At 63.2% G+C, this 22,728-nt stretch carries 24 protein-coding genes and 1 other RNA gene; 18 read left to right on the top strand and 7 right to left on the bottom strand.

Translation table 11 applies throughout. The annotated features are described in order from the left end of the window. Nucleotides 1-6 precede the first annotated feature (6 nt). The 7 genes from flgF to flgL are packed head-to-tail and all read left to right on the top strand — an operon-like array spanning nucleotide 7 to nucleotide 7,747. Nucleotides 7-747, top strand: coding sequence for a flagellar basal-body rod protein FlgF (gene flgF / locus H6X51_RS00760; protein ID WP_185265605.1), 741 nt, complete (start codon nucleotides 7-9; stop codon nucleotides 745-747). A gap of 51 nt (nucleotides 748-798) precedes the next feature. Next, nucleotides 799-1,584 carry a flagellar basal-body rod protein FlgG gene (flgG, locus tag H6X51_RS00765; RefSeq protein WP_105646198.1) on the top strand — a complete coding sequence of 262 codons (786 nt, stop codon included), beginning with the start codon at nucleotides 799-801 and terminating at the stop codon, nucleotides 1,582-1,584. A 25-nt stretch (nucleotides 1,585-1,609) separates the two neighbouring features. Then, nucleotides 1,610-2,284: a flagellar basal body L-ring protein FlgH gene (gene flgH / locus H6X51_RS00770; protein ID WP_185265606.1), complete on the top strand. Its 675-nt coding sequence runs from the start codon at nucleotides 1,610-1,612 to the stop codon at nucleotides 2,282-2,284. A gap of 12 nt (nucleotides 2,285-2,296) precedes the next feature. After that, nucleotides 2,297-3,394, top strand: coding sequence for a flagellar basal body P-ring protein FlgI (locus H6X51_RS00775; protein WP_185265607.1), 1,098 nt, complete (start codon nucleotides 2,297-2,299; stop codon nucleotides 3,392-3,394). Between the two features lie 11 nt (nucleotides 3,395-3,405). After that, nucleotides 3,406-4,497 carry a flagellar assembly peptidoglycan hydrolase FlgJ gene (gene flgJ, locus H6X51_RS00780; protein WP_185265608.1) on the top strand — a complete coding sequence of 364 codons (1,092 nt, stop codon included), beginning with the start codon at nucleotides 3,406-3,408 and terminating at the stop codon, nucleotides 4,495-4,497. A 2-nt stretch (nucleotides 4,498-4,499) separates the two neighbouring features. Further along, nucleotides 4,500-6,470, top strand: a complete 1,971-nt coding sequence (flgK, locus tag H6X51_RS00785) for a flagellar hook-associated protein FlgK (RefSeq protein WP_185265609.1) — start codon at nucleotides 4,500-4,502, stop codon at nucleotides 6,468-6,470. A 14-nt stretch (nucleotides 6,471-6,484) separates the two neighbouring features. Next, complete coding sequence (gene flgL, locus H6X51_RS00790) at nucleotides 6,485-7,747, top strand: flagellar hook-associated protein FlgL (protein WP_185265610.1); 1,263 nt, start codon at nucleotides 6,485-6,487, stop codon at nucleotides 7,745-7,747. Here flgL and H6X51_RS00795 read toward each other — a convergent pair. Beyond that, nucleotides 7,731-8,606, bottom strand: a complete 876-nt coding sequence (locus H6X51_RS00795; protein ID WP_185265611.1) for an MBL fold metallo-hydrolase — start codon at nucleotides 8,604-8,606, stop codon at nucleotides 7,731-7,733. The two genes, flgL and H6X51_RS00795, sit on opposite strands and share 17 nt — an antisense overlap. A gap of 82 nt (nucleotides 8,607-8,688) precedes the next feature. Between H6X51_RS00795 and H6X51_RS00800 the strand changes: the two genes are divergently transcribed. Both H6X51_RS00800 and H6X51_RS00805 read left to right on the top strand, forming a co-directional pair. Beyond that, nucleotides 8,689-8,994, top strand: a complete 306-nt coding sequence (locus H6X51_RS00800; RefSeq protein ID WP_456237515.1) for an ArsR/SmtB family transcription factor — start codon at nucleotides 8,689-8,691, stop codon at nucleotides 8,992-8,994. Between the two features lie 21 nt (nucleotides 8,995-9,015). Then, a complete protein-coding gene (locus H6X51_RS00805; RefSeq protein WP_185265613.1) occupies nucleotides 9,016-9,543 on the top strand; it encodes a rhodanese family protein in 528 nt (175 codons plus the stop codon). Between the two features lie 16 nt (nucleotides 9,544-9,559). Here the strand turns inward: H6X51_RS00805 and cueR are convergent, their stop codons facing one another. Beyond that, the gene (cueR, locus tag H6X51_RS00810; protein WP_185265717.1) at nucleotides 9,560-9,967 is read right to left on the bottom strand and encodes a Cu(I)-responsive transcriptional regulator; all 408 of its coding nucleotides are present in this window, start codon (nucleotides 9,965-9,967) and stop codon (nucleotides 9,560-9,562) included. A gap of 24 nt (nucleotides 9,968-9,991) precedes the next feature. After that, nucleotides 9,992-11,746 (bottom strand): potassium/proton antiporter, encoded by a 1,755-nt coding sequence (locus H6X51_RS00815; RefSeq protein ID WP_407925928.1) that lies wholly within the window; start codon nucleotides 11,744-11,746, stop codon nucleotides 9,992-9,994. A gap of 36 nt (nucleotides 11,747-11,782) precedes the next feature. Here H6X51_RS00815 and H6X51_RS20200 point away from each other — a divergent pair, with 36 nt between their 5' ends. Beyond that, entirely contained in the window at nucleotides 11,783-11,905 is a 123-nt protein-coding gene (locus H6X51_RS20200; RefSeq protein ID WP_268898578.1) for a hypothetical protein, read from the top strand. 42 nt (nucleotides 11,906-11,947) lie between these two features. Further along, a complete protein-coding gene (locus tag H6X51_RS00820; protein WP_185265615.1) occupies nucleotides 11,948-12,871 on the top strand; it encodes an AEC family transporter in 924 nt (307 codons plus the stop codon). Here H6X51_RS00820 and H6X51_RS00825 read toward each other — a convergent pair. Further along, the gene (locus H6X51_RS00825) at nucleotides 12,858-13,088 is read right to left on the bottom strand and encodes a DUF3820 family protein (RefSeq protein ID WP_185265616.1); all 231 of its coding nucleotides are present in this window, start codon (nucleotides 13,086-13,088) and stop codon (nucleotides 12,858-12,860) included. The two genes, H6X51_RS00820 and H6X51_RS00825, sit on opposite strands and share 14 nt — an antisense overlap. 165 nt (nucleotides 13,089-13,253) lie before the next feature. Between H6X51_RS00825 and ffs the strand changes: the two genes are divergently transcribed. The 5 genes from ffs (at nucleotide 13,254) to recR (ending at nucleotide 17,769) form a co-directional block, all read left to right on the top strand. After that, nucleotides 13,254-13,350: signal recognition particle sRNA small type (ffs, locus tag H6X51_RS00830), an RNA gene on the top strand. 561 nt (nucleotides 13,351-13,911) lie between these two features. Further along, entirely contained in the window at nucleotides 13,912-14,634 is a 723-nt protein-coding gene (locus H6X51_RS00835) for a hypothetical protein (RefSeq protein WP_185265617.1), read from the top strand. A gap of 136 nt (nucleotides 14,635-14,770) precedes the next feature. Then, nucleotides 14,771-16,801: a DNA polymerase III subunit gamma/tau gene (dnaX, locus tag H6X51_RS00840; RefSeq protein ID WP_185265618.1), complete on the top strand. Its 2,031-nt coding sequence runs from the start codon at nucleotides 14,771-14,773 to the stop codon at nucleotides 16,799-16,801. A 22-nt stretch (nucleotides 16,802-16,823) separates the two neighbouring features. Then, nucleotides 16,824-17,150 (top strand): YbaB/EbfC family nucleoid-associated protein, encoded by a 327-nt coding sequence (locus H6X51_RS00845; protein WP_185265619.1) that lies wholly within the window; start codon nucleotides 16,824-16,826, stop codon nucleotides 17,148-17,150. Between the two features lie 19 nt (nucleotides 17,151-17,169). Continuing rightward, nucleotides 17,170-17,769, top strand: a complete 600-nt coding sequence (gene recR, locus H6X51_RS00850) for a recombination mediator RecR (RefSeq protein ID WP_185265620.1) — start codon at nucleotides 17,170-17,172, stop codon at nucleotides 17,767-17,769. A 64-nt stretch (nucleotides 17,770-17,833) separates the two neighbouring features. On the opposite strand, the gene H6X51_RS00855 is transcribed toward recR, so the two are convergent. Both H6X51_RS00855 and H6X51_RS00860 read right to left on the bottom strand, forming a co-directional pair. Continuing rightward, nucleotides 17,834-18,121 (bottom strand): hypothetical protein, encoded by a 288-nt coding sequence (locus H6X51_RS00855; protein ID WP_185265621.1) that lies wholly within the window; start codon nucleotides 18,119-18,121, stop codon nucleotides 17,834-17,836. 116 nt (nucleotides 18,122-18,237) lie between these two features. Continuing rightward, nucleotides 18,238-18,486, bottom strand: coding sequence for a YheU family protein (locus H6X51_RS00860; RefSeq protein WP_185265622.1), 249 nt, complete (start codon nucleotides 18,484-18,486; stop codon nucleotides 18,238-18,240). Nucleotides 18,487-18,568: 82 nt separating this feature from the next. Between H6X51_RS00860 and H6X51_RS00865 the strand changes: the two genes are divergently transcribed. Continuing rightward, the gene (locus H6X51_RS00865; RefSeq protein WP_185265623.1) at nucleotides 18,569-19,324 is read left to right on the top strand and encodes a sulfite exporter TauE/SafE family protein; all 756 of its coding nucleotides are present in this window, start codon (nucleotides 18,569-18,571) and stop codon (nucleotides 19,322-19,324) included. Between the two features lie 14 nt (nucleotides 19,325-19,338). On the opposite strand, the gene mnmC is transcribed toward H6X51_RS00865, so the two are convergent. Further along, nucleotides 19,339-21,315: a bifunctional tRNA (5-methylaminomethyl-2-thiouridine)(34)-methyltransferase MnmD/FAD-dependent 5-carboxymethylaminomethyl-2-thiouridine(34) oxidoreductase MnmC gene (gene mnmC / locus H6X51_RS00870; protein ID WP_185265624.1), complete on the bottom strand. Its 1,977-nt coding sequence runs from the start codon at nucleotides 21,313-21,315 to the stop codon at nucleotides 19,339-19,341. Nucleotides 21,316-21,753: 438 nt separating this feature from the next. On the opposite strand from mnmC, the gene H6X51_RS00875 reads away from it, so the two are divergent. Then, a complete protein-coding gene (locus tag H6X51_RS00875) occupies nucleotides 21,754-22,728 on the top strand; it encodes a DMT family transporter (RefSeq protein ID WP_185265625.1) in 975 nt (324 codons plus the stop codon).

A 22,728-nucleotide genomic window follows, 5' to 3' on the forward strand; every position in this document is an offset into this window, starting at 1 on the left:
CAGAGCGTGGACAAATCACTCTTCATTTCCATGAGCGGTGCCAGCCAGAACATGCTGGCCCAGCGCGCGCATGCCAACAATCTGGCCAACGTCGCCACTACCGGCTTTCGCCGGGATTTTGAACAGGCGCGCTCGATGCCGGTTTTTGGTGACAGTTTTCCGACGCGGGTCTATGCCATGACCGAACGCCCCGGTACCGACCTGTCCGCCGGCACTCTGCAGGAGACCGGGCGCGACCTGGATGTGGCGATCAATGGCGAGGGCTGGATCGCGGTGCAGGCACCCGATGGCAGCGAGGCCTATACCCGTGCCGGCAGCCTGAATATCGACGTGTTCGGCATCCTGCGTACCAGCGGCGGCCTGCCGGTGCTCGGCAACGCCGGGCCGATCGCGCTGCCGCCGGCGGACAAGGTGGAAATCGGCACTGACGGCACCATCAGCTTCCGCGCCCAGGGCGAGGCGCCGAACGTGCTGGCCGAGGTCGACCGGATCAAGCTGGTGCGACCGGTACAGGCCGACATGCGCAAGGGCGAAGACGGCCTGATGCGCATGCAGAGTGGCCTGGACCAGCCGGCCGATGGTGCCGTGACCCTGGTTACCGGTTTTCTCGAGGGCAGCAACGTCAATGCGGTGGAGGAGATGACCGCGATGCTGTCGCTGGCGCGCCAGTTCGAGCTGCACGTGAAGATGATGCGCACCGCCGAAGAGAACGCCCAGACCACCAACAAGCTTTTGCAGATCAGCTGATCAGCCCCTTTTTCCGCCAGCAGCCGTAGCTGACACGCGAGGAGAACGCACATGCACGCAGCACTTTGGGTAAGCAAGACCGGTCTGTCCGCCCAGGACACCATGCTCACCACGATTTCCAACAACCTGGCCAACGTCTCGACCACCGGCTTCAAGCGCGACCGTCCGGAATTCGAGGACCTGCTGTACCAGATCAAGCGTCAGCCCGGCGCGCAGAGCACCCAGGACACCCAATTACCGTCGGGCCTGCAGCTGGGCACCGGGGTGCGCATCGCCGGCACCCAGAAGATCTTCACCGCCGGCACCCTGCAGACCACCGAGCAGCCGCTGGACATGGCCATCAACGGCCGCGGCTTCTTCCAGATCCTGATGCCCGACGGCAACATCGGCTACACCCGTGACGGCAGCTTCCACTTGGATTCCGACGGCCGCATCGTCACCTCCAACGGCTACCCGCTGGAGCCGGGCATCGACCTGCCGCAGGACGTGCAGACCTTCACCGTGGGTGAAGACGGCACGGTATCGATCTCGGTGTTCGGTGATGCCGGGGTGCAGGAGCTGGGGGTGATCCAGACCGCCGATTTCATCAACCCGGCGGGGTTGCAGGCGATCGGCAGCAACCTGTTCCTGGAGACCGCTTCCAGTGGTGCGCCGCAGGTCGGCAACCCCGGTGAGAACGGCCTGGGCACGGTGCTGCAGAACACCCTGGAAAACTCCAACGTCAGCGTGGTCGAGGAACTGGTGAACATGATCACCACCCAGCGCGCCTACGAGATGAACTCCAAGGTCATCTCCACCGCCGACCAGATGCTGCAATACATCAGCCAGAACCTGTAATTGACCGGTTCCCGGAGTGAATGAGATGAAAGCCCTGCGTGCCACCCTGTTGCTGCTGTGCCTGGCCAGCCTGGCTGCCTGCGTACAGACCCCGCCCAAGCCTGATGACCCGGCCTACGCACCGGTGATGCCGCGTACGCCGGTACCGCAGGAACTGAACAATGGTGCCATCTACCAGGCGGGTTTCGAGATGCAGCTGTTCGATGACCGCAAGGCCAATCGGGTCGGTGATGTGATCACGGTGGTTCTCACCGAGCAGATGAGAGCGCAGAAGAAGGCCGAGAACGAAATCAGCAAGAGCAGCAATACCAGTATCGCCAACCCCATGCTGTTCGGTCGCAGCGGCATCGCCGGGATCAATACCGGCGTGGAATTGTCCGGCAGCCGTGGCTTCAACGGCGAGGCCGATGCCAACCAGAGCAACAGCCTGAGCGGCTCGATTACCGTCACTGTCGCCGATGTACTGCCCAACGGCCTGCTGGCGGTGCGCGGTGAGAAGTGGATCACGTTGAACAACGGCGATGAGCTGATCCGCCTGTCCGGCCTGATCCGCCCGGATGACGTTGGCTCCGACAACACCGTGCTGTCGACCCGGGTGGCCGATGCGCGCATCACCTATTCGGGTACTGGTGCCTTCGCCAACGCCAGCAAGCCCGGCTGGCTGAGCCAGTTCTTCATGAGCCCGGTGTGGCCGTTCTAAGGAGCATTGCCCATGCGTACCCTGTTGATCTGTCTGTGCCTGGCCCTGCTCAGCCCGCTGGCCCAGGCCGAACGCCTGAAGGATATCGCCAGCATTGCCGGTATCCGCAGCAACCAGTTGATCGGCTATGGTCTGGTAGTGGGTCTGGACGGTTCGGGTGACCAGACCACCCAGACACCCTTCACCGTGCAGACCTTCAACAACATGCTGACCCAGTTCGGTATCACCGTACCGGAGGGCACCCGCATCCAGATGAAGAACGTCGCAGCGGTGGCCATCCATGCCGACCTGCCGCCGTTCTCCAGCCCGGGGCAGACCATCGACATCACCGTATCCTCGATCGGCAACGCCAAGAGCCTGCGTGGCGGCAGCCTGCTGATGACGCCGCTGAAGGGCATCGACGGCCAGGTCTACGCCATCGCCCAGGGTAACCTGGTGGTGGGCGGCTTCGGTGCCGAAGGTGCCGATGGCTCGCGCATCACGGTCAACGTGCCCAGTGTTGGGCGCATCCCCAATGGCGCTACCGTGGAGCGCGCCGTGGCCAACCCCTTCGCCAGCAGCGATCACCTGGTGTTCAACCTCAATCGCCCGGACTTCACCACCGCCAAGCGCGTGGTCGACCAGATCAACGATACCTTCGGCCCGGACGTGGCCCAGGCGCTGAATGGCGGCTCCATTCGCGTGCGCGCGCCGCTGGACCCGAACCAGCGGGTCGATTACCTGGCCATGGTCGAGAACCTGCAGATAGAGCAGGGCAACGCCGCCGCCAAGGTGGTGATCAATTCGCGTACCGGCACCATCGTCATCGGCCAGGACGTACGCGTGCAGCCGGCGGCGGTCACCCATGGCGGATTGACCGTGACCATCAGCGAGAACTACCAGGTCAGCCAGCCGGAGCCGTTCAGCGGTGGCCAGACGGTGGTCACGCCCAGTTCGCAGGTCAGTATCGAAGAGGGTGACGGTCGCATGTTCGTGTTCAATCCCGGCGTATCGCTGGACGAGATAGTGCGCGCTGTGAACCAGGTGGGCGCAGCACCGGGTGACCTGATGGCCATCCTCGAAGCCCTGAAGCAGGCCGGCGCACTGAATGCCGACCTGGTTGTTATCTGAGGAACACTGACATGAACAGTCCCAGTCTGAGCTACACCGACCTGAATGCCATGGCGCAGATGAAGGTCGCCAGCAAGGCCGACGACCCGGAGAACATGGAGCGCGTAGCTCGGCAGTTCGAGTCGCTGTTCCTGAATGTCATGGTCAAGAGCATGCGCGACGCCAACCAGGCGTTCGCCGAGGGCAATCCGCTGAACACGCCGCAGACGCGCTTCTACCAGGACATGTATGACAGCCAGCTGTCGGTGCACCTGGCGGAGAAGCAGGGCCTGGGGCTGGCCGATGTGATGCTGCGCCAGCTGTCACCGCAGAAGGTCGGGCCGAGTGTGGCTGCGGCGCCGACCACCGCGGCCGAGGGCAACGTCCGGCCCGACCATTCGGCGCTGCTGGCACGGCGCCGGCTGGCCCTGAGCTTCGGGCGTGGCGAGGTGACCCTCGGCGGGCCGGCGGCTGCACCGAGCCCGGTGGTCCGGGAATCACCTGCTGATACGGTCGCCAGCGTCGAGCCGTCGAGTAGCTGGCAGCCGCTGCGTGCCCTGCGGGCAGCCGCGCAGAGCAGCAGCTCTGCCGTGGCGTCGACCCAGGCCAAGACCCGCTTCGACAGTCCGGCGGAGTTTGCCGCCGCCATGCTGCCGATGGCCGAGAAGGCCGCGGCGCGCCTGGGCGTGGACCCGCATTACCTGGTGGCCCAGGCGGCGCTGGAGACCGGCTGGGGCAAGTCGATCATTCGTGGCAGCGATGGCAGCAGCAGCCACAACCTGTTCGGCATCAAGACCCATGGCCAGTGGCAGGGTGATTCGGCCAATGTGCTGACCAGCGAATACCGCAACGGGGTGCGCCAGCAGGAGCGCGCAACCTTCCGCAGCTACGAATCATACGAGCAGAGCTTCAATGACTACGTGGACTTTCTGCAGAGCAACGGCCGTTATCAGCAGGCGCTGAGCCGCACCGGCAATGCCGATGCCTTCTTCCGTGAGCTGCAGCAGGCCGGCTACGCCACTGATCCACGCTACGCCAGCAAGGTGTCGCAGATCGCCCGCAAGCTGATCAATGACAACGTGACCGCGTCGGTCGCCCAGACCACCACCGAAGGCAGGGCATAAGCATGGCGGATCTGTTCAGTATCGGTCTCAGCGGCCTGCGCGCGGCGCAGACCAACCTGTCAGTCACCGGGCAGAACATCACCAACGTCAACACCCCCGGCTACAGCCGGCAGACCGCGGTGCAGTCCACCAGCCCGGCCAGCTTCACCGGGGCCGGCTACATGGGCAGCGGCACCAAGGTGACCGACGTCCAGCGCATCTACAACCAGTTCCTGACCAACCAGGTGCGCACCACCACCTCGGCGGCGGCAGCCAACCTGGCCTACAACGTCCAGATCGAGGAGCTGAACAGCACGCTTTCCAGTACCGCTTCGGGCATCACCACCGGTCTGCAGAGCTACTTCGACGCCCTGCAGACTGCCATCGAGGACCCGGCCAGCCTGCCGGCGCGGCAGCTGTTCCTGTCCGAGGCCGAAGGCCTGGCCGGGCGCTTCAACTCGGTACACCAGCAGCTGTCGACGCAGAACCGCTTCATCAACCAGCAGATGACCACGGTAGCCCAGCAGGTGACCCGCCTGGCCCAGTCGGTGGCCGGCTACAACGATGCGATTGCCAAGGCCGCAGCCAATGGCGCGGCGCCCAACGACCTGCTGGACGCACGCGACGAAGCCATTCGCCAGCTCAGCGAGTACGTCGGCGTCACCGTGGTCAACCAGGACGACCACAGTATCAACCTGTTCATCGGCTCCGGACAGCCGCTGGTGGTCGGCAAGGAGGCTTCCATCCTGCAGGCCAAGCCCGGTCTGTCGGACCCAGCACGGCTGGATATCCAGTTGGTCAGTGGCAACTCGGCGCAGGATGTCACCGGCCTGATCAGCGGCGGGGAGCTGGGTGGCCTGCTGCGCTACCGCGATGATGTGCTGGACCAGGCGTTCAATGCGCTGGGGCGCATGTCGCTGGCGCTGGCCAATGAGTTCAACCAGCAACTGAACAAGGGGCTGGATCTGAACGGGCAGGTCGGCAGCGACCTGTTCGGAGACATCAACAGTCCCGAATACATGGAACTGCGCAGCCGTGGCCGCGACGGCAATCGCTCGGAGTCTTCGCTGGATGTACGCATTGCCGATACCTCGACGCTGAGCACCTCGGATTACGAGCTGACCTTTACCAGCGATACCGAGTTCACCGTGCGCCGGGTCAATGATAACCGGGTGCTTGGCCCCTTCGACCTGAACGCCGCGGAAGGTGAGCCTGGCTATGCCATGTTCGACGGCCTGGATCTGACTGGCCAGACCGGCAACTACCTGGCCGGCGACCGCTATCTGCTGACGCCGACCCGCTCGGCTGCCCAGGGCCTGTCGGTGGTGATGACCGAGCCGCAGCAACTGGCCTTCGCCTCGCCCATGGCCGCCGAGGCCAGCCTTGATAATCGCGGTACCGGTAAAGTCAGCCAGCCGCTGTTGACCGATGGCCCGCAACCGCTGGACCTGGCCACGTTGCAGGGTCTGGGCGTCGAATTCAGCTATGCCGACAATGGCGATGGTACCGGGGTGCTGACCAGCACCAACCCGCCGCTGAGCATCGATGTCACCCTTGGCCAGCCGTTCAGTTGGGAGGTCAATGGCCACAGTTTCAGCATGACCCTGTCCGGCAAACCGCTGGACGGCGATACCTTCTCAGTCGGTTTCAATGAGGGCGGGGTGGCCGACAACCGTAACGCGCTGGCGCTAGCCGGGCTGCAGAACAAGCAGGTACTGGGGCAGGGCGAGGGCGCGCGGGGCTTTTCGCTGCTCGACGGCTATGGTGACCTGGTGCAGCGGGTGGCGACCTTTACCGCGCAGTCGCGCACCGAGACCGAGGCCAACATGGCGATGCTGACCCAGGCGACCAACAACCGCAACTCGGTCTCGGCGGTCAACCTCGACGAGGAGGCGGCCAGCCTGATCCAGTTCGAGCAGTACTACAATGCCTCGGCGCAGATCATTCAAGTGGCGCGCACCGTGTTCGATACATTGATCAGCAGCATGCGCTGACAGGACTGACAATCATGCGTATTTCCACCATTCAGGCATTCAATACCGGGGTTCGCGGGATTCAGGACAACTACGCCGCGGCGGTGCGTACTCAGGAACAGATCAGCTCCGGCAAGCGCATCCTCACCCCGGCCGACGATCCGGTGGCGTCGGTACGACTGCTGCAACTGGACCAGGAAGCGGCCAAGCTGAGCCAGTACAAGGACAACCTGACCGCGGCGACCAACAGCCTGACCCAGCAGGAAGCCATCTTCAACTCGGTGAACAACGTGCTGCAGCGGGTACGCGAGATCACCCTGGAGGCCGGCAACGGCGCGCTGGATGCCGCAGGGCGCCAGGCCCTGGCCCAGGAGCTGGCCGAACGCGAGGACGAACTCTACAGCCTGCTCAACAGCCAGAACGCCCGGGGCGAGTACCTGTTCGGCGGCTACCAGAGCGACACTCAGCCCTTCGTCCGGAATCCTGACGGCAGCTACAGCTATGCTGGCGACGAGGGCCAGCGCTCGATCCAGATCGGTAGCGCGAAGATGGTTGCGATCAATGACAACGGCAAGCAGCTGTTCGTCGATATCGGCAACGTCAACCGGGTGGAAACTGCTGCCGCGACCAGCAACACTGGCAGTGCACGCATCTCACTTGGCGTGGTGGAGAACAAGGGCAGCTACGATAGCCAGTTCTACCCCAATAGCCCTGTCGGCATCGTCATCACAGCTGATGCCGATGGTGAGGTCGCTGGCTACGAGATCGTCGATGCTGCCGGTGATCCCCTGGTGCCGCCGGTGATTGGCGAGCTGCAGGCCAACGCCAGTGGCAGCTATGAGATACGCCATGCCGGCGTGGTGGTGACGCTGGATGGCGAGCTGGCGGTTGACGACGAATTCAGCATCAGTGTCGGGACTGGCGAGCAATCCGAGAAACGCAGCGTGCTCGACAGTGTACGTCTGCTGCGTGAAGCCCTGGAGAACACCGATGACAGCACCGAAGGCAAGCTGCAGCGTCGCGACATGCTGGCCATCAGTCTGCAGAATATCGACAATGCCAAGGATCAGGTACTGGGCGTGCAGACCAGCCTGGGCGCGCGTCTCAACGTGATCGAGTCGACCATGCTGGAAAACGATGAGGCCACGCTGATCAATACCCAGGTGCAATCCGGTCTGGAAGACCTGGACTATGCCGAGGCGCTGAGCCGCCTGAGCATGCAGAGCATAGTGCTGGAGGCCGCGCAGCAGAGCTTCGTCAAGATCAGCGGCCTGAACCTGTTCAATTACCTGCGCTGAGGCGCAGCGGGATCTTCAGGTAGCGGGTGCCGTTGGCTTCCGCTGGTGGCAGGCGCCCGGCGCGGATGTTGACCTGGATCGATGGCAACAGCAGGGCCGGCGCCGCAAGGCCGGCGTCACGCTGCTCGCGCAGGGCAACGAACGCTTGCTCGCTGATACCCGTGCGCACATGCACATTCTCCTCCCGCTGGCTGGCAACCGTGGTTTCCCAGAGATGCCGGTCGCGCTGTGAGCCTGTATAGTCGTGGCACAGGAACAGCCGGGTACTCGGTGGCAATGCCAACAAACGCTGTATCGAGCGGTACAGCCTGCGTGCATCCCCACCGGGAAAATCGGCCCGGGCAGTGCCATAATCGGGCATGAACAGCGTATCGCCGACGAACACCACATCCCCCATCTGATAGGAGACACAAGCCGGCGTATGTCCGGGTGTATGCAGGACCTCTATCTGCAGGGTGCCGAGGGGAAGAATCTGGCCGTCCTGCAACAGCAGGTCGAAATCCCCGGCATCGGCGGTCAGGTCCTGCAGGTGGAACAGGTCGCCGAAGATCTCCTGTACCTGGCGGATATGTTCACCGATGGCCACTGGCGCAGCGGTTTGCTGGCGCAGCCAGTCGGCGGCGCTCAGATGGTCGGCGTGGGCGTGGGTCTCCAGGATGTAGGCCAGCTGCAGATCATCGGCGCGGGCCGCATCGAGTATGCGCTGGGCGCTGCAAGTGGATATCCTGCCGCTGGCGGGGTCATAGTCGAGTACCGGGTCGATGATGGCGGCCTGCCTGCTGGCTGGATCGGCGACCAGGTAGCTGATGGTGTTGGTCGCGGGATCGAAAAAGGACTGGATGTGAGGACTGCTGGACATGGTTGTTCCTGAGTGATGCTTGTGAATTCATTAATATTAGATTAATCTAAATTAGATGTTTATAAAATAGGTTCATATGTCTTTGAGCGAGAAGGATGCGGAGTTCTTCGCACAGGGGGTGGCGCGGGCCACGGCGTTGCTGCGCACGGTCGGTAACGAACGTCGTCTGCTGGTGCTGTGCCTGCTGGCCGGCCACGGAGAAATGACGGTGGGGGACATGCTCGGTCAGATCGACCTGAGCCAGTCGGCGCTGTCCCAGCATCTGGCGAAGATGCGCGAGGAGGGGGTAGTGAGCTACCGGCGGGAGGCGCAGACTCTGTACTACCGCATCGCCGACCCCAATGTGGAACGCCTGCTGGCCCTGCTCAAGGACATGTATTGCCCATGAATTGCCACAGGAGACGAACACATGGCCCTGACCTCGATATCGCCCCAGGCGGCGCGCCAGCTGCTGGAACAGGGCGCGGTGCTGGTGGATATCCGCGCCGCGGATGAATACGCCCGGGAACACATTGCCGGGGCGCGGCACATGCCGGTCGAACAGCTCGCCAGCGCCCAGCAACCGCTGGCCGGTGCCAGCGCGGTGATCTATCACTGCCGTGGCGGCCAGCGCACCAGGATGAATGCCGTGCAGCTGGCCGGCTGCGTCAGTTGCGAGGCCTATATGCTCGAAGGTGGCCTGGATGCCTGGAAGCAGGCCGGCCTGCAGGTCGAGACCGATCGCAGCCAGCCGCTGGAGCTGCAGCGCCAGGTGCAGATAGGTGCCGGCTCGCTGGTGCTGCTGGGGGTAGTGCTGGGCTATACGGTCTCGCCGTGGCTGTTCCTGCTGTCCGGGTTCGTCGGCGCCGGGCTGGTGTTCGCCGGGGTTTCCGGGTTTTGCGGCATGGCCCGGCTGCTGCAGAAAATGCCGTGGAACCGCCGTGCCGGTGCTGCCTGAAGCGCCGGCGTCATGGTCAGTGGCTCAGCGGCTGCTCGCTGTCGGCCAGTCGCTCGAGGATCGGGCAGTCCGGGCGCTCGTCGCCCAAGCAGCAACTGGCCAATTGTGACAGGCTGTCGTGCATGGACTGCAGGCCGGCGATCTTGTCTTCCAGCTCCTGCAGATGCTGGCGTGCCAGGGCCTTGACCGTAGCGCTGCTGCGCTCGCGATCTTGCCACAGGGCCAGCAACTGGCTGATCTGGTCGATGGAAAAGCCCAGGCTGCGTGCGCGCTGGATAAAGCGCAGGGTGTGCAGGTCCTGCTCGCTGAACAGCCGGTAGCCCGCCGCGGTGCGCGCGGTACCGGCGAGCAGTCCGATGCTTTCATAGTGTCTGATCATGCGTGGCGTCAGGCCGGTGGCCTTGGCAGCCTGACTGATGTTCACTGCTGCTGTGCTCATTGGGACACCTCATGCTGCGGGATCGCTGCTTTCGGCCTTTTTTATCCTGGCCTTGTCCATTTTCAATCCAACCTTGCTGATCCACCCATTCTCGCCCTCGGTTTCCGCTACCGTCCAGGTCATCCCTTGCCAATGTATGCTGTCGCCCAGCACTGGGTAGCCGCCAAATTGCCGTTCAAAGAAACCGGCCAGGGTCTGCTTGTGCATCTCGGCAGGTACTTCGAAACCATAGAACTGGCCGATATCTTTCAGCAGGGCACCGCCGTCCAGAATGAAATCACCGTAGACATGCTGGTTGGCCAGGTGGCGGGGTGTATTCACTGTGCTGAATAGCTTGGACAGGGTAGGCAGGTCTTTGGCGCGACCGATGACGCAGAGCACATCGCTCAGCTCAAGCCGGGTGCTGCCCGACGGATGGAGCAGTTGCTTGCGGCGGAAAACCGCGGCGATGCGGGTATCCGCTGGCATTTTCAGATCGCGCAGCTGCATGCCGATACACCATTTTGTTTGCGTCAGCTGGTAGACCATCAGCTCATAATCGCTTTCCACTGACATATCCAGGCTGGTGCGATGCAACGGCTCGGGGCTGGGTGGAATCTCCACGCCGCATAGTCGGGCGGCGAGTGGCAGGCTGGCCCCTTGCAGCAACAGGGATACCAGCACCACGACGAAGGCGGCGTTGAATAGCAGTTGTGCCTGCTCCAGGCCTGCAACCAGGGGAAATATGGCAAGCATGATAGGTACGGCACCGCGCAGGCCAACCCAACTGATGAACAGGCGTTCGCGCCAGGAGAAGGAAAACGGGGCGATACAGACCAGGACGGCCACAGGGCGTGCCACCAGGATGATAAAAAAGGCCACGGCCAGGGCAGGCAGGGCAATATTCAGCATCTCCGAAGGTGTCACCAGAAGGCCGAGCATCAGGAACAGGCCGATCTGGCTGAGCCAGGCCATACCATCCTGCATGTGCAGGATGTTCTGCAGATTGCGCAGCTTGCGATTGCCCAGCACCAGCCCGGTGATGAAAATGGCGAGGAAGCCGCTGCCCCCCAGCAGGTTGGTCAGAGAGAAAACCAGTATCGCCCCGGCGGTGATCAGCAGTGGGTAGAGGCCGGTATCCAGCGTCATCCGGTTGACCAGCCAGGTCAGGAACAGGCCGCCAGCCACACCGCAGATACCGCCGATACCGAACTGCTGAATGAACATCAGCAGGAAGGACCAGGTGAAGCTGGTCTGTCCCGAGGCAAGCATTTCGACCAGGGTGATGGTCAGAAAGATGGCCATGGGGTCGTTCGATGCGGACTCGATTTCCAGTGTCGCACTGACCCGCTTCTTCAGGTTCAGCCCCTTGCCCTGCAGCAGGGAGAAGACCGCAGCGGCATCGGTGGAACCGACGATGGAGCCGAGCAACAATCCCTCCATCCAGTGCAGATCGAGTAACCAGGTCGCCGCCATGCCGGTTACCACTGCACTGATGAGAACGCCGAAACTGGCAAGAGACAGTGAGGGAGCCAGCGCAATCTTGAAGTTCTCCGCCCGTGTGCGCATGCCGCCATCCAGCAGGATGATGGCCAGCGCCAGGCTGCCGACGACATAAACCGTATCGGTATTGTCGAAAGCCAGCCCGCCAAGACCGTCCTCGCCGGCCAGCATGCCGACGACCAGGAACACCAGCAGCAAGGGAATACCCAGTCTGGAAGACATCGAGCTGGCCAGAATGCTGATGGTCAGCAGTCCGGCGCAGACCACGAACAGACTATTCATTATTTCCATGTATGATCAGGCCTAGAAAAAAATGTGATGATGAATGTTATCATCGCGACCGATTTTTTTTGCATGGAAAAACCGGTTGATACAAATGCGGTTTTCAGGACAGGGCTGGTCTGGAAGCAGGCTGGCGAATCCGATGCGGTTGCTGGTTGACTATATTCTCGGCAACCCGGGGAGGATCATGCGAGGGGCTTCATGACTGCAGCGCTGACTCTGCTGTACAAACTGCTGCCGCTGTATGTGACGGTGATCCTGGGCTGGCTTGCCGGGCGCTTCCCGCAGGCCCGCGGCAGCCATATCGCCGGCATCATGATGTATATCATCACGCCCTCGGTGGTGTTCGCCGGGGTAATGCGCGCGCCGCTGTCACCGGAGGTGATCGCGCTGCCGTTCCTGATCCTTGGCCTGTGTTCACTGATCGGCTATGCGCACCTATTGCTGGCCCGGCGCTGGGTGGGTGACGCCAGCGCCAACCTGATTCCGCTGGCGGTGGGTACCGGCAATACCGGTTACCTGGGCATACCCGTGGCGCTGCTGCTGTTCGGCGAGCAGGGCCTGAGCATCTACATCCTGTGCATGCTCGGTACCGTGCTGTATGAGAACTCGGTGGGCTTCTACCTGGCGGCGCGCGGGCGCTACAGCGTGGCTGACTGCCTGCGCAAGATGAGTCGGTTGCCGTCGCTGTACGGTTTCTTCCTGGCGGTGGCGCTGAACCTCGGCGGGATCGGCATACCGGCGCTGTTCGAGCCGCTGTTCGACAACCTGCGCGGTGCCTACAGCGTGTTCGGCATGATGATCATCGGCATGAGCATTCTCAGCTTCCGCGGGCTGGCGGGTAACCTGCGCTTCACCGCACTGGCGTTCTTCGGCAAGTTCATCACCTGGCCGCTGGTGGCACTGCTGTTCTGGTGGCTGGACAGCCAGGGTCCGCAACTCTACGACCGGCAGGTGTACCAGGCGATTTTCCTCGTCTCGATCACGCCGATCGCCGCCAATACCGTGGTCATCGCCACCTTGCTCGACCTGGAACCGGCCCAGGTCGCCGGCAGCGCCTTGCTCAGCACCCTGGTGGCGCTGTTCAGCATCCCGCTGATGATTGCCCTGTTCATTGGCGCCTGACTGGTGGTTTGCTGCGCAACGGGTCGAGCAGCGCCGACAGGCCGTTGTGGTCTATCTCCTGCATCAACTGCAGCAGGCGGCCGATTTCGCCCTGGGGAAAGCCCTCGCGGGCGAACCAGTTGAGGTAGTGGCCGGGCAGGTCGGCGATCAGCCGGCCCTTGTACTTGCCATAGGGCATTTCGCGGCTGACCAGCAATTGCAGGTCTTCGGGTTGCATGGGGTGGTCTCCGGCAGGAATATGCCCCGATTATAACCAGGCAGGATGGCCGCGGCGCAGGGTCGCAACGTCTGCCCATGCATCGAATGCTATTTGTGGTTGTAACTTGCGCGCAAGCCGTTACAATAGCGCGGCCCGCATCTGCCGGGCACGTTATGGTGACCCTGTCGGTCCCCTCGCAACGATTCGCCGTGAACCCGGTCAGGCCCGGAAGGGAGCAGCCGCAGCGGTTATATCGTGTGCCGGGGTGTGGCTGGCAGGGTTGCCACCCATCTTGTAGTAACGCCAATTTCTCCAGCGGTTCTCCAACATCCTCCTGGTCATTTCTGTCGATCACGCCTGGTCGAGATGAATCCTGTTCCTGTGTTGTGCTGAGACAAAACCGGTTTATGGCAGAAGCTGACTGGCTGGTCTAAAGTCATTGGGGCAAATAACCCCAGACTTCGTATAACAACAAGAAGGTCAGTTCCATGGACAATATCCCAACCCGGAGCCGCCGGTCATGGTGTCTCCCACTGCTCCTGCTGTTCGGTACGGCGCTGCTGTCTGGTTGTCTTGGCGGCTCCGGTTCAGATCGCGTGTCCTGGCCGGGTGGCCCGAAAATGCCCGATATCGACGAAGAACGCATTCTGCCGCTGATCTTCGTGCATGGCACCGCCGGCTCCGCCTCCCAGTACCAGAGCCAGGCCATGCGCTTTGCCAGCAATGGCTATCCTGATGATCATATCCTTGCGTTCGAATACAGCACTGCCTCGTTGGCTGATGTCATGCTGGCCCGTAATGGTGGCCTGAGCGCAGCAGCATTCTGCCGCAGCGCGGTGACGTGGATATCTCCGGCCGGGCGGTGTACTTTCCCGCCAACAGCGGGGCGAGTGGCACCACGCTGCAGGTGTGGGAAGTGGAACGGGATACCGGCGAGCGCATCGACAGCGAGCCACTGGCCAGCTTCAACATAGCCAGCAACGGCGAGTGGGGGCCGGTCCGGCTGGACCCGCAGGCGTATTACGAATTCCACCTGCTGCGTCCGGGGCGGGCGGATCACCACTTCTATCGTCAGCCGCTGATCCGCGACAGCCGGTTCGTGCGGCTGAATACCTCGCCCGCCGGTTCCGAGATCGAAAACAATACCCAGGTCAGCGATGACCATGCGGCACTGGTCATCAGCCGCGACATGGAATGGTGGGGAGATCGCGGAGCGGACAATGACATCCTGGAAATCTCCACCACCAGCGCGCTGTGGGGAGACCAGCCGGCGGTGGATATCATTACCCCGGCCATCGGCAGCGGCAGAATCGGCATCCACGTGCATGATGACCAGGCCACGCCGGCGCTGACCACTGGCGACCCGCTGCCTTATTTCCCGGATCAGCCATTCCAGTGGGGTGTGGACGTCTACATGCCGGCCAGCACACCGGTTGACGGTAGCATCTCGGTGGTCAGCGCGCCGCGTGGCGACACCGATAACCCGCAACGTTTGAATGTGCCCAACTGGGCTTCATCCAGCCACCGTATCTCACTGATATTCAACGATTACGTACAGGACTGAGACGATGCGACCGGGGCGGCGCTGCCGTCCCGGTTGGTGAGGTTCTGCCTGCGCATCCCGGGGAGTGCATCTCGCATTCACCGGCCTCTTTGCGGTACAGTAGCTGCTTGCAAATGACACCGGACAGCAGCCCCCGATGAGTTACCAGGTATTAGCCCGCAAATGGCGTCCGCGCCTGTTTCGTGAGATGGTCGGCCAGACCCACGTGTTGCAGGCCCTGATCAATGCACTGGATCACAATCGTCTGCACCATGCCTATCTGTTCACCGGCACCCGGGGCGTCGGCAAGACCACCATTGCGCGGATTCTGGCTAAATGCCTGAATTGCGAGGCGGGCGTCAGTTCGGAGCCGTGCGGCGTCTGTTCGGCCTGCCGGGAAATCGATGAAGGGCGTTTCGTCGACCTGATCGAGGTCGATGCGGCCAGCCGTACCAAGGTCGAAGATACCCGCGAGCTGCTGGACAACGTGCAGTACGCGCCAACTCGTGGGCGCTTCAAGGTCTACCTGATCGACGAAGTGCACATGCTCTCCAGCCACAGTTTCAATGCCCTGCTCAAGACCCTGGAGGAGCCGCCGGCGCATGTGAAGTTCCTGCTGGCGACTACCGACCCGCAGAAGCTGCCGGTCACCATATTGTCGCGCTGCCTGCAGTTCTCGTTGAAGAACATGCTGCCGGAAAAGGTCGTCGAGCACCTGCGCCATGTGCTGGCCGAAGAGCAGGTACCCTTCGACGAGGAGTCGCTGTGGCTGCTCGGTCGGGCCGCCGATGGTTCCATGCGCGATGGCCTGAGCCTGACCGACCAGGCCATTGCCTTCGGCAATGGCGAGCTGAAGGCGCCGGACGTGCGCAGCATGCTCGGTACCATCGATCACGGCCAGGTGTTCGGCCTGCTCAATGGTCTGGCTGCCGGCGACGCCCGGGCGCTACTGGCGGCGGTGGCCGAACTGGCGGAGCAGGGCGCCGATTTTGCCGGTGTGCTCGCCGAGCTGATCTCCACCCTGCAGCGGGTGGCCATTGCCCAGGTATTGCCGGAGGCGGCGGACAACAGTCTCGGTGATCAGCAACGGGTGCTGGAGCTGGCCGGGCGCATCAGCGCCGAGGATGTCCAGCTGTTCTATCAACTGGCGCTGCACGGTCGTCGTGATCTGCCGCTGGCACCGGACCCGCGTGGTGGCTTTGAAATGGCGCTGTTGCGCATGCTGGCATTCCGTCCCGGTACGCTGCAGCACAGCGGCAACGCCGCTCCGCCCGGCAGCGTGCAGCAGCCACCGCAGGCCACGCCGATAACCCCACCGGTAGCGGACAGCGACCCGGGAAAGCCCACCGGGATCAGCCAGGCCAGGGCTGATTCCGCGGCAGAGCGGCCGGCAACGCAGGCATCGCCTGCCGCCGAGCCCGCCATTGTCGCCAGTGCGCCGCAGCCCGCGGCCATACCAGCCCCGTCCGTGCCTGCTGCCGTCGATACCCAGCCGCCGCCGGCTCCTGAGCCAGCGGCGCGGCCAGCAGCGGTCGTCGAGGCTCCGGAAGCGGTTTCCGCGCCGGCCTCGGTGCAGCCGCTGCGCTCGGCTACGCCGGTCAAACCACCCCAGGACCCCGCCGCAGACGAGCCACCAGAGTGGCTGCAGGGGCCGCCGCCGGACGACAGCTTCGACCCGGATACCGGCGATGACGAACTGGATGTTGAGCAGTACCTGGGTGACTGGCAACCGGCAGAGGAGATTGCCGCCGAGTCGATAGTGGCCGAGCAGGACGAGGTCAGTGACCTGCCGCCGGCTACCGGCCTGGCGGCGTACTGGCTGGAAATTTATCCGCGCCTGGGGGTGGCCGGTCTGACCCAGAGTATCGCCGCCCACTGCCAACTGGTCAGCAATGACAATGCCATCTGGCGGTTGCACCTGGACCCCGGACACAGCGCGCTGTACAACGAAAACCACCGCCTGCGTCTGCAGAATGCCATCGTCGAGCTGGAGGGCCAGGCGCTGACGCTCGAGGTGGTGGTGCAGGCCCCCGACCAGGAGACACCGGCCGTGGCCGCTGCACGGCGGCGTGTGGCACGGCAGAAGGAAGCCGAGGCCAGCATCCAGGGCGACCCCCTGGTGCAGGCTCTGATCACTGATTTCGCGGCGCAGATCTGTGCAGACAGTATCCGCCCGGTAGACGCTTGAATAACTTTTCGAGGATAGAACCATGATGAAAGGTGGCATGGCAGGCCTGATGAAGCAGGCCCAGCAAATGCAGGAAAAGATGCAGAAGATGCAGGAAGAACTGGCCAATGCCGAGGTCACCGGTCAGTCCGGTGCCGGCCTGGTGTCGGTGGTCATGACCGGGCGCCACGATGTGCGCCGGGTCAACATCGACGACAGCCTGATGAGCGAGGACAAGGATGTGCTGGAAGACCTGATCGCCGCCGCCATCAACGATGCGGTGCGCAAGCTGGAAAAGCACAATCAGGAGAAAATGGCCGGCATGACCGCGGGGATGAATCTGCCCGACGGTTTCAAGATGCCCTTCTGAGCAGAGCGCCCATATCGGTATGAGTTTCAGTCCGCTGATTCGCCAATTGATCGATGCGCTGCGTGGCCTGCCCGGTGTCGGGCCGAAAACCGCCCAGCGCATGGCCCTGAACCTGCTCGAACGTGACCGCGAGGCGGGCCGGCGCCTGGCCCATGCGCTGGAGTCGGCGATGGACGGGGTAGGCTATTGCAGCCGCTGCCGGACCCTCAGCGAGAGTGAGGTGTGTGAGCTGTGCGCCGACCCGCGCCGCGATGACAGCCTGCTGTGTGTACTGCAGAGCCCGGCGGATGTCTGGGCAGTGGAGATGGCCGGCAGTTTTCGTGGCCGCTACTTCGTGCTCAAGGGCCATCTGTCGCCCATCGATGGACTGGGCCCGGAGGAGATCGGCATTCCCGCCCTGCTCGAACGGGTCGAGGACAGTGCGGTGGATGAGGTGATCCTGGCGACCAACCCGACCGTCGAGGGCGAGGCCACCGCGCACTACATCGCCAGTCTGCTCAAGCCACAGGGTATCAGGGTGTCACGCATCGCCCATGGTGTACCGCTGGGGGGCGAGCTGGAATTCATCGATGGGGGGACCCTGGCCCATGCGCTGGCCGGGAGAACGCTGATCGGGTGAGGGGTAGCTGTTTCACTCAGCGGCTTGCCCGGTTCACCGGGAAGCCGCTCGGTGCTGATGCCGCTCAGATGCCGCCAGCGGCATTCTTCTCTTCAAGCTCATGGATGATGCGATCATAGGCTTCACAGGCGCCATGATGGCTCTGGGTGGGGTCACGCTCCTGCAGTGCCTTGAGCTGCTCATGCAGGCGGGCTGCCTTCTCCGGGTTACCGGCAGCGATGCGGTTGATGGTCACGGCGGTTTCTTCGGCCTTCTTCAGGGCTTCTTCTGGTGTACAGATGACGGTCTGGGCCGATGCTGTGGCGGCGCTGGCCAGCAGGGCGGCAAAAATCACGGGGGAGAGCAGTTTCATCGTTTACCTCGTCAGACCCGCAAGGGGGTGTAAAGACCCCTATATTAGTCCTTCGCTGGTGATCCTCCAAGCGTCCTGGCCGCGGTGCGTCACCCTGAAGCAGGGCAGCTGCGCCATCAATCCTGTCCTGTGCCGGCGTCCTGCAGCAGCTCGGCCGGCACATCGCGGCGGTGAGCCAGGCTGGTATCGCCGCTTTCGGGATGGAACACGATCAGCACCTCGCCGCGCTCGATCAGACGCCGCAGGCGTTCGACACGCTGTTCCAGGCTGGCGTCATAACCGTTGTCGGTACCATCGCGGGTGACGAAATCCTCCAGCAGGCGCAAGAAGGTCTCGGGGTCGAGCAGGGTGTGGGGTATCAGCATGAGGTCTACTTCCCGGATGACAGTCAGGTGATGATGGGTCAATGATACACTGGCGGTTTTTCCGATACGCCCTCTGGTTGCGATGATTACCGATCCTCTGTTCTATCTGTGCGCCATCCCTGCGGTCCTGCTCTACGGCATCGCCAAGGGTGGATTCGGCGGCAATATCGCCATTCTCTCGGTGCCGCTGATGTCACTGGTCATGCCGCCGCAACAGGCGGCGACCATTCTGCTGCCGATCCTGTGCACCATGGACCTGGTGGCGCTGCGTACCTTCCGTGGCCGCTGGAGCAAGCCCAACCTGCGCATCATAGTGCCGGCGGCACTGGTCGGCACGCTGCTGGCCTGGCTGAGTTTCAGCTGGATGAGCGATGCGCATATCCAGCTGATGATCGGGGTGATCGCCGTCGCCTTTACCCTGAACATCTGGCTGCGCCGGGGCGAGCCGCCGGTGCGCGGCGTCAGCGTCTGGCGCGGTGGGTTCTGGGGCATGGTGGCGGGTTTCACCAGTTTCGGCATCCATGCCGGCGGACCACCGATCAACGTCTACCTGCTGCCGCAGAAGCTGGACAAGACGCTGCTGATGGGCACCATCGCGGTCTTCTTCGCGGTGGTGAACCTGGCCAAGGTCCCGGCCTACATCCAGCTCGGCCAGTTCGACAGTGGCAACCTGCTGACCGCCCTGGTGCTATTGCCGCTGGCGCCCATCGGCATCCGCCTGGGCTTCTGGATGCTGCAGCGCACCAACCAGGAACTGATCTACCAGCTGTGCTACATCTTCCTGTTCATCACCGGCTGCAAGCTGCTGTATGACGGTGGTATGGCGCTGTTCGGCTGAAACGCCAATCGGCCCTAGCGCCCGCGGATCAACTGGCGCAGCAGAAAGCGATTGGGGTGTACCGCACAGGCCACATCGCGGGGCAGGGGCAGGGGTTCCCCGCCGATCCAGGCGGCGATCAGCTCGCCGCTCAGCGGGCAACTGACCAGCCCGCGTGAACCATGCCCGGCATTGATGTACAGGCCCGGGTACCAGCGGGTCGGGGTCTGTGGTTGCTTCGAGGCGTCCTTGCCCAGTACCGCATAGTCGCTGTCGAAGGCCTGTGCATCGGCCAGTGGTCCGATCAGCGGCAGGTAGTCCGGCGAGGTGCAGCGCAGCGCAGCGCGTGCCGCCAGTGCCTGCGGGTCCTGTTGTGGCTGCAGGGCTACGGCCAGTGCCGGCGACAGCTTGTCCAGCAGCGCCAGGTTGCTGAGGTTTTCCTCGGCGCTGGGCTCGGTATCCAGTCGATCGAAACGAAAGCTGGCTCCCAGGTGGTGCCGGTCATGGCGCGCCGGCGAGATATAGCCCTCGGCGCACAGCACGGTACGCAGGTGCCGGCTGTGCGCGGTGGCGGGCAGTTCGGTGATCTGCCCGCGAATCGCCTTGAGCGGCAGCTGACTGCTCTGTTCGAAGCGCTGGCTGTCGGCGGCGCTGCAGATCACTGCCACGCTGGCGCTGGCGATGGTTTGGTCGCGGGCGTCCAGTGCGTGCCAGTGCTGGTCGCGCTGCTGCAGTTGCAGGGCATCGCTGTTGGTCAGCAGGCGGATGTTGGGATGCTGCAGCAACGCCCGGCACAGGCTGGGTGGGTTGACCCAGCCAGCGCCGGGAAAGAACAGGCCAGGCTGCTGCACAGCCACGCCGGCCAGGGCACTGGCCTGTTCGACATCGACACTGTGCAGGAAGCTGTGCGGGTAGCCCTGGTCGGCCAGCGCCAGTTGCCGCTGGCGCTCCTTGTCGTCGGTGCTCAATTGCAGCACGCCGCAGGCTGCCCAGTTACCGTCACCCTGGGGCAGCAGGTCATGCAGCAGGCGCAGGCAATAGGCGTAGCTGGCCTGAACGAAGCGTGACAAGGGCGTCTGGTGTGGCGACAGTTTGCAATACAGGATGCCCTGGGTGTTGCCGGAAGCCTCGGCGGCGGCCGTGGCATGCCGCTCGATGACGGTGACCTGCCAGCCACGCCGGGCCAGGGCAAAGGCGGTACTGCAGCCGGCCAGTCCGGAGCCGACGACCAGAGCGCTGCGCTCGCCTGATGGCGTGTCGGGTCGTTGATACCAGGGCGGTGTCCAGGTGGCTTGCGGCGGGCTCGGCAGTCGCCCGCAGAGCATCTCGCGCTTGCGCCCATAGCCCTTGACCTTGCGCATGTCGAAGCCGGCGGCCTGCAGTCCGCGGCGCACATCGCCGACGCTGGTGAAGGTGGCTACCGTGGCACTGGCCCGGGACAGTCGGGCCATCTGCTGGTAGAGCGCTGGTTGCCACATGTCGGGATTCTTCGCCGGGGCGAAGCCATCGAGGAACCAGGCGTCGATTGGTGCATCGAGTTGCGGCAGGGTGTCCAGCAGGTCACCGACCAGCAGGGTCAGGGTGACCCGGCCCGCCGCCAGGGAAAACTGCTGCCAGCCGGGCGCCAGGTCGCTGTACTGCGCCAGCAACTGCTCGGCCCAAGGCTGCAGTTCCGGCCACAGGGCCAGGGCGCGGTGCATGTCCTGGCTGCTCAGCGGGTATTTTTCGCTGCTGATGAAATGCAGCCGGGCGTCGGCTGGCGCCAGTTGCTCCCAGCGCTGCCAGGCGCAGAGAAAATTCAGACCGGTGCCGAAGCCGGTTTCGCCGATGCAGAAGCTGGCGCCGGGGGGCAGGGCGGCCCAACGCTGGTCCAGCTCATTGTGCTGCAGGAACACATGGCGGGTTTCGTCCAGGCCCGACTCACGGGAGAAGTACACATCGCCGAAGTGTGTGGAAAAGGGCTGTCCGTCATCGGACCAGCTCAACTCTGCAAAGGATGGTGAGGTTTTCACGGGATCTCCGGCGCATACTGAAGCCGGCTATTGTAACCGTGAAACGGGCGTCACCCCATATTGGGCAGAATCAGCAACAGCCAGGTAGCGAGAAAGACCAGGGCAACACTGGGCAATTTGGCCCGAATATCGAATTTCATAAGTACCACCTTTTATTTTTCTGTGCGGGCGTCTTTGTAAGTTGCCCGGCGGTCAGCGTCGGATAGAGCGCTGATTCGATTGTATGGGTTCGAACCGGTTGACCGCAATGCATGTGACATTCGATTTACCGGCCTGTTCCTCCATGCTAGAACATGTATGACGTCCTGTTAGAACGATTGGCTACATGTCTGTTGGCCGTAGTTGCCACGGGATATGCTGGCCCGACTGCTGTTCAGTACCGCTGCGTGGCTCTACAATAGAGCCCTTCACCTCCCTCCCCGCATTTCGAGAATACTCATGCACGTCGCATCCGGTCGCTGGCTGTACGGATTTCTATTGGCATTGACCACCACCTCCCTGTGGGGCGTGTTGCCGATCATGCTCAAGGAAGTGCTCAATGGCATGGATGCCTTCACTGTGTCCTGGTACCGCATGCTGTCCTCCGGCGTGGTGCTGCTATTGTGGTTGTCGGCTCGCCGGCGGCTGCCATCGATTCGGGCACTGTCCACGCGCAATCGCTGGCTGCTGCTGGTATCGGTGCTCGGACTGGCCTTCAACTATGTGCTGTACGTGCTGGCCCTGGACAAGCTGACCCCCGGCACCATGCAGCTGATGATCCAGATCGCACCGATCATGCTGATGCTCGGCAGCATGCTGGTGTTCAAGGAGCGCTTCGGTATCGGCCAGTTGCTCGGTCTGCTGACTCTGCTGCTCGGTTTCGGGCTGTTCTTCAACCAGCGCCTGGTGGAGCTGTTCACCCAGCTGAGCGACTACACCCTGGGTATCCTCATCACCCTGGCCGCGGCGTTCGCCTGGGCGTTGTACGGCCTGGCGCAGAAGCAACTGCTGACCATCTGGTCGTCGGTCACCATCATGATGGTGATCTACCTGGCCTGCGCCTTGCTGATCACGCCGCTGGCCACGCCCGGCCAGATACTGCAGCTCAGCCAACTGCAGTTGTGGCTGCTGCTTGGTTGTTGCCTGAACACCCTGGTGGCCTACGGCGCCTTCGCCGAGGCGCTGGTGCACTGGGAGGCATCACGGGTCAGCGCGACGGTGGCGACTACGCCGCTGTTCACCTTCGCCCTGGTGGCACTGGGTTCGCTGCTGTGGCCGGCGGTGATCAAGCCCGAGCTGCTCAACAGCCTGGCCTACCTCGGCGCGTTGCTGGTGGTTTCCGGTTCGGCACTGATCGCCCTGGCGCCCAGTCTGCTGCAGAAGCTCAAGAGCCGCCGCTTGCGGCGGCTGGCCATCAGCCCGCCGTTGGAGTAG

This window comes from Halopseudomonas xiamenensis, from assembly GCF_014219065.1.
In the GTDB taxonomy this organism is placed as follows: domain Bacteria; phylum Pseudomonadota; class Gammaproteobacteria; order Pseudomonadales; family Pseudomonadaceae; genus Halopseudomonas; species Halopseudomonas xiamenensis.